The organism is Mesorhizobium sp. M7A.F.Ca.CA.004.06.1.1, from assembly GCF_003999135.1.
Classification (GTDB): Bacteria; Pseudomonadota; Alphaproteobacteria; order Rhizobiales; family Rhizobiaceae; genus Mesorhizobium.
In genome coordinates this window covers 1-8,862 of the sequence record NZ_RZPQ01000180.1, presented here as the reverse complement: position 1 = coordinate 8,862, position 8,862 = coordinate 1, and the positions used below count along the sequence as shown (strand labels likewise).

12 protein-coding genes are annotated in these 8,862 nt (G+C 63.6%); 11 read left to right on the top strand and 1 reads right to left on the bottom strand.

Annotated features, from left to right (window positions below; genetic code table 11):
* A partial coding sequence (locus EN906_RS13465; RefSeq protein WP_206529086.1) for a tripartite tricarboxylate transporter permease occupies nucleotides 1–686 on the top strand: 686 nt, incomplete at its 5' end.
* Between the two features lies 1 nt (nucleotide 687).
* Here EN906_RS13465 and nth read toward each other — a convergent pair.
* A complete protein-coding gene (nth, locus tag EN906_RS13460; protein WP_127267097.1) occupies nucleotides 688–1,512 on the bottom strand; it encodes an endonuclease III in 825 nt (274 codons plus the stop codon).
* A gap of 22 nt (nucleotides 1,513–1,534) precedes the next feature.
* Here nth and EN906_RS13455 point away from each other — a divergent pair, with 22 nt between their 5' ends.
* The 10 genes from EN906_RS13455 to EN906_RS13410 all read left to right on the top strand — a co-directional run bounded on the left by EN906_RS13455 (nucleotide 1,535) and on the right by EN906_RS13410 (nucleotide 8,735).
* On the top strand, nucleotides 1,535–2,029 hold the full coding sequence (locus tag EN906_RS13455; protein ID WP_127267098.1) for a DUF2244 domain-containing protein: 495 nt from the start codon (nucleotides 1,535–1,537) through the stop codon (nucleotides 2,027–2,029).
* A gap of 124 nt (nucleotides 2,030–2,153) precedes the next feature.
* A complete protein-coding gene (locus EN906_RS13450) occupies nucleotides 2,154–3,029 on the top strand; it encodes a bifunctional helix-turn-helix domain-containing protein/methylated-DNA--[protein]-cysteine S-methyltransferase (protein ID WP_127267099.1) in 876 nt (291 codons plus the stop codon).
* 222 nt (nucleotides 3,030–3,251) lie between these two features.
* Nucleotides 3,252–3,722: a hypothetical protein gene (locus EN906_RS13445; protein WP_127267100.1), complete on the top strand. Its 471-nt coding sequence runs from the start codon at nucleotides 3,252–3,254 to the stop codon at nucleotides 3,720–3,722.
* A 21-nt stretch (nucleotides 3,723–3,743) separates the two neighbouring features.
* Nucleotides 3,744–4,136, top strand: a complete 393-nt coding sequence (locus EN906_RS13440) for a hypothetical protein (RefSeq protein WP_127267101.1) — start codon at nucleotides 3,744–3,746, stop codon at nucleotides 4,134–4,136.
* Nucleotides 4,103–4,615 carry a hypothetical protein gene (locus tag EN906_RS13435; RefSeq protein WP_127267102.1) on the top strand — a complete coding sequence of 171 codons (513 nt, stop codon included), beginning with the start codon at nucleotides 4,103–4,105 and terminating at the stop codon, nucleotides 4,613–4,615. Before EN906_RS13440 ends, EN906_RS13435 begins: the two co-directional genes overlap by 34 nt.
* Nucleotides 4,590–5,072 carry a hypothetical protein gene (locus EN906_RS13430; RefSeq protein WP_127387361.1) on the top strand — a complete coding sequence of 161 codons (483 nt, stop codon included), beginning with the start codon at nucleotides 4,590–4,592 and terminating at the stop codon, nucleotides 5,070–5,072. The genes EN906_RS13435 and EN906_RS13430 overlap by 26 nt, the downstream gene beginning before the upstream one ends.
* Nucleotides 5,073–5,225: 153 nt before the next feature.
* The gene (locus EN906_RS13425) at nucleotides 5,226–6,131 is read left to right on the top strand and encodes a ribokinase (protein ID WP_127267104.1); all 906 of its coding nucleotides are present in this window, start codon (nucleotides 5,226–5,228) and stop codon (nucleotides 6,129–6,131) included.
* A 1-nt stretch (nucleotide 6,132) separates the two neighbouring features.
* Nucleotides 6,133–7,584, top strand: a complete 1,452-nt coding sequence (locus EN906_RS13420; protein WP_127267105.1) for an amidase — start codon at nucleotides 6,133–6,135, stop codon at nucleotides 7,582–7,584.
* Nucleotides 7,585–7,698: 114 nt separating this feature from the next.
* Nucleotides 7,699–8,313 carry a LysE family translocator gene (locus EN906_RS13415; protein WP_127267106.1) on the top strand — a complete coding sequence of 205 codons (615 nt, stop codon included), beginning with the start codon at nucleotides 7,699–7,701 and terminating at the stop codon, nucleotides 8,311–8,313.
* Nucleotides 8,314–8,423: 110 nt separating this feature from the next.
* Nucleotides 8,424–8,735, top strand: coding sequence for a hypothetical protein (locus tag EN906_RS13410; RefSeq protein ID WP_127267107.1), 312 nt, complete (start codon nucleotides 8,424–8,426; stop codon nucleotides 8,733–8,735).
* Nucleotides 8,736–8,862 lie beyond the last annotated feature (127 nt).

The following is an 8,862-nucleotide window of genomic DNA, read 5'->3' as shown; positions in this document are numbered from 1 at the left end:
CAGCTTTTGCGTCCTACACGGTCGAAAAACGCGTCTCGAAAAACCCGCAGGAGTTCGGCAAGGGCGCCATCGAAGGCGTCGCCGGACCGGAATCGGCCAACAATGCCGGTGCGCAGACCTCCTTCATCCCGATGCTGACGCTCGGCATTCCAGCCAACCCGGTCATGGCGCTGATGATCGGCGCCATGATCATCCAGGGCATCGTGCCCGGCCCCAATGTCGCGACCGAACAGCCGGCGCTGTTCTGGGGCATCATCGCCTCGATGTGGATCGGCAATCTGATGCTGATCGTCCTCAACCTGCCACTGATCGGGCTTTGGGTGAAGCTGCTGACGATCCCCTATTACGTGCTTTTCCCGATCATCATGGCGTTCTGCTCGATCGGCGTCTACAGCGTCAACAGCAACGTCTACGACCTCTACGCCGTCGCCTTCTTCGGCTTCCTCGGCTATCTCCTGACCAAGCTGCGCTGCGAACCGGCGCCGCTGCTGCTCGGCTTCGTGCTCGGCCCGCTGCTCGAGGAAAACCTGCGCCGCGCCATGATCCTCTCGCGCGGCGACCCGAGCACCTTCTTGACCAGACCGATCAGCGCCGGCCTGCTGCTCATCGCGCTCGCCGTGCTCGTCATCGTCTTCCTGCCGGCGGTCAAGAAAAAGCGCGAAGAGGTGTTTGTGGAGGAGAGTTGAATTACGCCGTCGTTCCGCTTCGGTCCTGAATCTCTTCGACAGGGTCGAGCGGTGCGATCGGCACCAGCGGTGCCGGCACATCGGTCGTCTTGACCTCGGCCTTGCAGATGTCGGCGATGACGCAGGCCGGGCAATCCGGCTTGCGCGCCTTGCAGACGTAGCGGCCATGCAGGATCAGCCAGTGATGTGCATGGCGCATATATTCGTCCGGAATGATCTTCAACAATCCTTGCTCGACCTGTTCCGGCGTCTTGCCGGGCGCCAATCCGAGCCGGTTGCCGATACGGAGAATGTGCGTGTCGACCGCCATCGTGTGCTGGCCGAAGGCCATATTGAGCACGACATTGGCGGTCTTGCGCCCGACCCCGGGCAGCTTGACCAATTCATCGCGACTGTCGGGTACCTCGCCGCCATGGTCGCGGATCAGCGCCTGCGACAGCGCAATCACATTCTTCGCCTTGTTGCGCCACAGCCCGATGGTGCGGATATATTCGCCGACCCTTGCCTCCCCCAGCGCCAGCATCTTGTGCGGCGTATCGGCGGCCTTGAACAGCGCCCGCGTCGCCTTGTTGACGCCGGCATCCGTCGCTTGCGCCGACAGCACCACCGCGACCAGCAGCGTGAAGGCGTTGACATGTTCGAGCTCGCCCTTCGGCTCGGGCCGCTGGACGGAAAAGCGCCGGAATATCTCGTGCACTTCGGCCGGGCTGTAGCGCGACGAGCTCCGCACCGGCCGCGGGCGTGGCTTGACGTTCGACCCATCGCGTCGTGCGGGCAACAGCTCTTTTTTGGACAGGGAAGAATCTTTGGACTTGGGGCTTGCCATTTCCCTCCTATAATATCCCCTCATGAGCGACACAAACGCCTCGTTTCAGGCCGACGAGCCATTCTTTCAGGCGCTACTCACCCCGCACCGGTCTCTGGGCCGGACAGGCTTCTTCATCCTGATGGGCGCGCTGCTGTTCGGCTGGCTGGTGACAGGCGCGTTTTTCCTGTCGCGCGGCGCCTGGCCGGTGTTCGGCTTCTTCGGCCTCGACGTGGCCGCCGTCTACCTCGCCTTTCGCATCAACTACCGGGCCGCTCGCGCCCGCGAGGAAGTCTCGGTCTCGCGCACCAGCCTCGACATCCGCAAGACCGCACCTTCCGGCAAATCGGAAGCGCATCGCTTCAATCCGTTCTGGGCGCGGTTTTCGGTAGCCCGCCACGCCGAGATCGGCATCACAGGGATGACGGTGGAAGGCCAAGGGCAGAACGTGCCGATCGGATCCTTCCTGGACCCCGATTCCCGCGAGAGCTTTGCCACCGCCTTTTCGCGCGCGCTGGCGACCGCCAAGGCACGCTGAGCCAGCCACGGGCGGCTCCTGGGCTCGAATCCCGTGTCCATCTACGTATGCGGCGTAGGAAGGCAAGTTTCGGGTGGCGATCGACGCCCCGAGGGGCGATATTCCGGCTCAAGGAGACAGTTCCATGAGCACACACACCGCAGTCCTCAAAAAGGACATCACGCCTGAAGGCAGCGACTACGAAATCGTGCGCCGTGCCATCGAGAAGATCAGTCTCGACTATCGCGATCAGCCTTCCCTCGAAGAACTGGCCGAGGAGGTTGGCGAGACGCCGACCGGCCTGCAAAAACTCTTCACCCGCTGGGCCGGCCTGTCGCCCAAAGCCTTCCTGCAGGCGGTGACGCTGGACCATGCGCGCAGGCTGCTCGATTCCGGCATGCCGCTGCTCGAGACCTCGTTCGAACTGGGCATGTCCGGCCCGGGCCGGCTGCATGACCTGTTCGTCACCCATGAGGCGATGTCGCCGGGCGACTACAAGACACGCGGCGCCGGGCTCACCATCCGCTACGGCTTCCATTCCTCGCCGTTCGGCACCGCCCTGATCATGGCCACCGAGCGCGGGCTCGCCGGCCTCGCCTTCAGCGACCCCGGCGAGGAACGCGCCGCCTTCGCCGACATGTCCAGCCGCTGGCCGAACGCCGTCTATGTCGAGGACATGACTGCTACCGGTCCCTATGCCGCCCGTATCTTCGATCCGACGCTGTGGCGCCCCGACCAGCCGCTGCATGTCGTCATGATCGGCACCGACTTCCAGGTTCGCGTCTGGGAGGCGCTGCTCAAGATCCCGATGGGTAAGGCCCGCACCTATTCCTCGATTGCGGCCAGCATCGGCGCACCGTCCGCCAGCCGTGCTGTCGGTGCGGCCAACGGGGCCAATCCGCTCTCTTTCGTGGTGCCTTGTCACCGCGCCATCGGTAAATCAGGCGATCTCACCGGCTATCACTGGGGCCTGACCCGCAAGCGCGCCATTCTGGGCTGGGAAGCCGGGCAGGTATCGTAATATCGATTTTCCTCGATATTGCGAAGGAAAACATGGATATATCGGCCTTCTTAAGTATAAGCGCGATTTAGACTGTGGTTTCCGCCGTTGCAACCCAGGGCAACCTCCGGTCCCCTGCAGTTGTTATTTTGAGCCGTTATTTTAGGTAACTCTAAATTAACCACGATAAAGTGATGATGCCCTCATATTAATCCGGACGATCCGGCTTGATAGGAGGTCCCGATGACATTGTTTCGCGCCGCCTGCGCCGCAGCTCTGCTGGTTGCCAGCCTCGACGAGGCCGCGTTGGCCGCGACGCAGAATGTCATCTTCAATGGCACGATCGCGCCCACCTGCACGCTTGTCGTTGCCACCAACGGCACGATGACGGCCAGCCCCGATCTCCAGTCCCTCAGTTCCCACAACAGCGGCGGCTCGGCTGGGACCGTGACACTGACGACGACCGGAGGTGTGTCGCTCAGCGTCGATCCGGTCACCACCATGACGGTGCCATCGGCAGACAGCACGTCGACGACCTGGACGCCGACCTACTCCGCCACCGGCGCGCATGCCATCGTCGAGACCGGCTCGGCAACCAGCATCACCACCCCCGGCGCCGATCTCGTCTCGGTTCACCTCGCTGGAACCAAAGGCGGCAGCAATCGCTTCGCCAACGGCAATTATCAGGCAACGGTAACGCTGCGCTGCGAATGACGCGTGGCGAAGGAGGGGTCGTTGAAACATGCTCGAATCCTGGCGACGGCATTGGCCATCGGATTGACACCCATTGCCGCCAAGGCCCAATCGATGTCGCCGATGCGTGGCGAGATCAACAGCTTCACCGACGTCTTCGCGGTCCGCATCTTCCCTGCCAATCCCTACGACCGGAAGATCCGGGTCGAAATCCACGTCTACGATCAGGATTTTCAGCCGGTAGATGCCAGAATCTCTCCAAATGTCTTCCAGCTGGCTTCCCAGGCTTCCCGTTCTGTCCTTGTGGTCGTGCCCTTTGACGGCGCGGCCGAGCGTAAAGTGCGTATCTGTACCGAAAGCATCCCCTTTCCCAATCAACAGACGCAGATAAGGGCACAGATATGCGGAAAGTTCTTTGGGCGCCGCAAGTCCTGACACTGGCGCTCGCGGCTGCTTGGGCGGGTGCCTCGCCGGCCGGGGCCGAGGACGTCTACAACCTCAACCAGAATGAGAGCGGCTTCAACCTGCCCGGTGTCACCTTGCCCCAGGGTCAGGACGAGGTCCGTGCCGCGGACGGCACCACATGCCGTTCCGCCGTCTCCGGCTCCGGGGCCTATGTCGATCTCGGCGTTATCAGAGGCAACAGCCAGTCCGACAATGATGTCGCCACTTACGGCCGGGTGGTGATCCCGATCGGGCGTACGCCGAAGCGCGTCGATTGCAGCCGTCTCTATGAGCTTGAGGTCGAGCGCCTGCATCTGGAGCTGAAACTTCTCAAAATGGGCCTCGGCGCCGACGGCCAGACGGCCAGCGTAGCCGCCACCGCTCCCGCAGCCGCATCACCGGGGTGGGCCAACGAAGGCTGGAGCATCAGGACCGGAAATGGCGATGGCAAGAAAAAGAAGAAGCAGTAGCCGCGCGCTGCTTGCGATGGCGGCACTTGCCGGTTCCTGCCTTCCGGCGCAGGCGGCGATCATCGGCACCTGCACCATCATGGTCGGGGCGTCCGGAACGATGAAGGCCAATCCCGCCATCAGCATACTGGGCTCCAAACAGGCAGGCGGATCGAGCGCCAGCGCCACCGTGGTGGCGAGTTCCCTGTTGTGCTCGATACTTAACCTGCTTGACTGCTATTCGGTTTCGGCGCCGGCGCCTGCCGCATTCTCCTCCGCGCCGAGCGGCGGCGGCACCAACGTGATCTTCGCTTCAGTCTTCCGCCTCGATGGCTCGGGGGTCGATGTCAACGGAAGTGTGCCGCAAAGGGTTGCCAACGGCACCCACGCGATGCAGGTCGACCTCACCGCCACCAAATCGAGCGGTATCTTTCCCGCCGGCAACTATCAGGGCACGGTCACCGTGCGCTGCGAATAAGGCCACGACACCTCAAATCGGACTGGACCATGCGCGTGGTCTGGCAAGCCGCGGCCTTACAGGTTAGCTTCCACGCAATCGGAACGATCTGCGTTCGCCCGGACGCACGAAGACGCTCCGATATTTTGAATTTGCGTTGCCAGGAGGCCCTGCTTGATTATCGTCATCGGCTCGATCAACCTCGACCTTATCGCCAAGGTCGACCGCTTGCCGAGTCCCGGCGAGACGGTGGGCGGCTCGGCCTTCACCACCGCACCTGGGGGCAAGGGCGCCAACCAGGCACTGGCCGCCGCACGCGCCGGCGCCTCGGTGCGCATGGTTGGCGCCGTCGGCAGGGACAGCTTCGCCGCCGAGGCACTGGCCTTGCTGCGCGACGGCAAGGTCGACCTGTCCGGCGTTGCCGAGACTCATGCCTCGACCGGCACGGCACTGATCATGGTCGCCGACGACGGCGAGAACATCATCGCCGTGGTGCCGGGCGCCAACGCTTCCGTGGTGCCAGGCGATCTCTCCAAGGCCTTTCTGAAAAAAGGCGACGTCGTGCTGCTGCAAAATGAGATTCCGCTGGCCACCGTCGATGCCGCCCTCGACCAGGCAAGGGCGGCCGGCGCCATTACCGTGCTCAACACGGCGCCTTTCCAGGGGCAGGCAGCCGGCTTTCTCGGCAAGGCGGACTATGTCGTCGCCAACGAAACCGAGTTCGACCTCTATGGCGAAGCGCTGTCGCTGCAAGGCCGCGACCGGGCGGCCCGTATGCGCGACTTTGCCGGAAAGACCGGCCGCACCGTCGTCGTCACGCTCGGCGGCGACGGCGTGATGGCGGCAACGCCGAGCGAATTCCTCACCGTTCCGGCACGCAAGATCACCCCTGTCGACACGGTCGGCGCCGGCGATACGTTCTGCGGCTATTTCGCCGCCAGCCTGTCGTCGGGCCTCACGCTCGAACAGGCGCTGGCGCGCGCTGGCGCGGCCGGTTCGCTGGCCTGCCTGAAGCCTGGCGCCCAACCGGCGATCCCGCTCGCCAAAGACGTCGATCAGGCGCTGCAGGAAACCCGTTAAAATGCTGCGTCCGCAAACGAAACATGCCGTGCCGCCGGCAAGCGACATCTGCCGCCTGTCCGCTGTCGAACTCGCCGGCGCGATCCGGGAGAGAGAGCTTTCCGTGCGCGAGGTGGTGGCGGCATTCCTCGATCGCATCGAGGCGGTCAATCCGCTGGTCAACGCCATCGTCTCCTTGCGCGATCGCGCCGATATCCTGCGCGAAGCCAATGCGGCCGATGCCAGCCTGTCGCGAGCCGAAGCGGCGGGTCCACTTTTCGGCATGCCGATCGCCATCAAGGATCTCGCCTCGACCACGGGCCTCAGGACCTCCTTCGGCTCGCCGATCTTCGCCGATTTCGTGCCGCAGGAAGACGATTTCTTTGTCGAGCGCATCCGCAATGCCGGCGCCATCATCATCGGAAAGACCAACGTCCCCGAATTCGGGCTTGGCTCCAACACCTACAACGCCGTGTTCGGGCCGACGTTGAACGCGTTCGATCCGGCCCTGACCGCCGGCGGCTCGAGCGGCGGCGCGGCGGTGGCCCTGGCGCTTAACATGGTGCCCGTCGCCGATGGCAGCGACTTCGGCGGCTCGCTGCGCAACCCGGCCGCCTGGAACAATGTTTTTGGCTTCCGCCCGTCGCAAGGACTTGTTCCCGGCGGACCCGATTTCGAAGTCTTCCATGCGCAGATGGGCGTCGACGGGCCGATGGGCTGCAACGTTCGTGATATGGCCCTGCTGCTCGATGTGCAGGCCGGTTACCACCCGCGCGCGCCATTGTCCTACGAGAAACCCGGCTCGTTCCTCGAAGGGCTTGGAATACCGGCAACTGGTGGCCGCATCGCCTGGCTCGGCGACCTCGGCGGTCATCTGCCGGTTGAAACAGGCATTCTCGGCCTGTGCGAGGCGGCACTTGGCCGCTTTGCGGATGCATCCTTCCCTAGCGAACCCCTGCTGCCGGATTTCGATTTCGAAGCGCTGTGGCAGGCCTTCGTGACGCTGCGCCAGGCCAGCAGCGGCTGCGCGCTCAAAACCCACTATGACGATCCCGCGAAGCGCCGCCTGCTCAAGCCGGAAGCCATCTGGGAAGTGGAGAACGCCATGCGGCTGACGGCGCCGCAGATCCGCGCCGCCTCCGTGACCCGTACATCCTGGCATCGCACGCTGTTGTCGATCTTCGACCGCTATGATCTCGTCGCGCTGCCGACCGCGCAGGTCTTCCCCTTCGATGTCGATACGCATTGGCCGCGTGAGGTCGCCGGACGCGCAATGGACAGCTATCACCGCTGGATGCAGGTTTCCGCCTTCGCGACCTTGGGCGGCTGCCCGGCGGCCAACGTGCCGGTCGGCTTCGACGATAGGGGCCGACCGATGGGCATGCAACTGATCGGCCGGCCGCGCGGCGACCTCGCCGTGCTGAAGGCGGCGGCGGCCTATGAGGCAACGCTGCCTTGGCAGACCGGCGCCTGAACCGAGCGGACTGGCGTGTCGCAGGGCGCTAGTTAGCGGCTTGCACCGGCTGCGCTGCTATGCATTGATTGTCCTCAAGCCGCGCCGCATCGGCGGCATTCCTGGGGAAAAGTCATGTCGCTCGAACTCTACGCCGCCTATGTCCTGGCTTGCATCGTCATCATCCTGGTGCCCGGCCCAACGGTCACGCTGATCATCGCCAACAGCATCCGCCATGGCTCCCGCGCCGGTCTCGCCAATGTCGCCGGCACGCAGGCAGGGCTTGCCGTGATGATCGCCATCGTCGGCATCGGCCTCAACACACTGATCTCGGGCATGGGCCACTGGTTCGAGTGGGTGCGGCTGATCGGCGCCGCCTATCTGATCTGGATGGGTGTGCAGATGTTCCGTTCCAAAGGCACGCTGAACGCCGATGGAACGGCCAGGAAACCGCGCGGCGGCTTCTTCCTGCAGGGCCTGCTGGTGGCGCTCAGCAACCCCAAGACGTTGATCTTCTTCGGCGCCTTCTTTCCGCAGTTCATTTCGCCGCAAGGCAACTACTCGCTGCAGATCGCCATCATGGGCCTGACCGCCATGATCTTCGCCGCCTTCTCGGATTCGACCTATGCGCTGGCCGCCGGCCGCGCCGGGCGCCTGCTGTCGGCCGGCCGCATCAAGCTTTTGTCGAGGATCAGCGGCAGCTTCATGGTCGGCGGCGGCCTGTGGCTGGCGCTTTCAAAGGCAAAGTAACAGCGCGCCGACAAGCCGGGACTCTAACAGCAATTTCCTGAAACAGGGAGGCCGATTGAAAGTCGGCCTTCTGTCCACCACATGAATCGGCGGTTGGGGGATTCACGTCGATGTCGTGGACTTTTGCGGATGTGAAAGGGCACGTGCTGGGCGTGATCCTGATTGTTGCTTTGTTTGCGGCGGTGTTGGTCCTTGATCCGCTCAAGTGGACGAATATGGCAAGCCCAATCCGGTCGGTCGTCACCGTCGACGCAATGGTCAGAAGTGTCCAGTGGGACCGCGTCGGCATCTATCTGGTCTCTGTCGAGAACGGTCCGTCTGTTCTCATCAAGGACAAACGCCTGCATCTGATCGGCTCGCGCATAAGCATTGAACGCGTCACGCGCGACAATGGAACGATCTTTTATCGGTTTCCAGAGTGAACTGGCGGCTGGCGCCTCTTCCCTCGCCCCGGTTACGGGGGATGGGGTGGTCGCGAAGCGATAGGGTGAGGGGCAGCGCCGAGGGCGCAAGCAGAATCTCAACGTTTGTGCCGCCCCTCACCCTATC

Excerpts from the sequence above, each read along its gene's own strand:
- nth (WP_127267097.1), bottom strand. The coding sequence starts at position 1,512 with ATGGCAAGCCCCAAGTCCAAAGATTCTTCCCTGTCCAAAAAAGAGCTG.
- EN906_RS13455 (WP_127267098.1), top strand. The coding sequence starts at position 1,535 with ATGAGCGACACAAACGCCTCGTTTCAGGCCGACGAGCCATTCTTTCAG.
- EN906_RS13450 (WP_127267099.1), top strand. The coding sequence starts at position 2,154 with ATGAGCACACACACCGCAGTCCTCAAAAAGGACATCACGCCTGAAGGC.
- EN906_RS13445 (WP_127267100.1), top strand. The coding sequence starts at position 3,252 with ATGACATTGTTTCGCGCCGCCTGCGCCGCAGCTCTGCTGGTTGCCAGC.
- EN906_RS13435 (WP_127267102.1), top strand. The coding sequence starts at position 4,103 with ATGCGGAAAGTTCTTTGGGCGCCGCAAGTCCTGACACTGGCGCTCGCG.
- EN906_RS13430 (WP_127387361.1), top strand. The coding sequence starts at position 4,590 with ATGGCAAGAAAAAGAAGAAGCAGTAGCCGCGCGCTGCTTGCGATGGCG.
- EN906_RS13420 (WP_127267105.1), top strand. The coding sequence starts at position 6,133 with ATGCTGCGTCCGCAAACGAAACATGCCGTGCCGCCGGCAAGCGACATC.
- EN906_RS13415 (WP_127267106.1), top strand. The coding sequence starts at position 7,699 with ATGTCGCTCGAACTCTACGCCGCCTATGTCCTGGCTTGCATCGTCATC.
- EN906_RS13410 (WP_127267107.1), top strand. The coding sequence starts at position 8,424 with ATGTCGTGGACTTTTGCGGATGTGAAAGGGCACGTGCTGGGCGTGATC.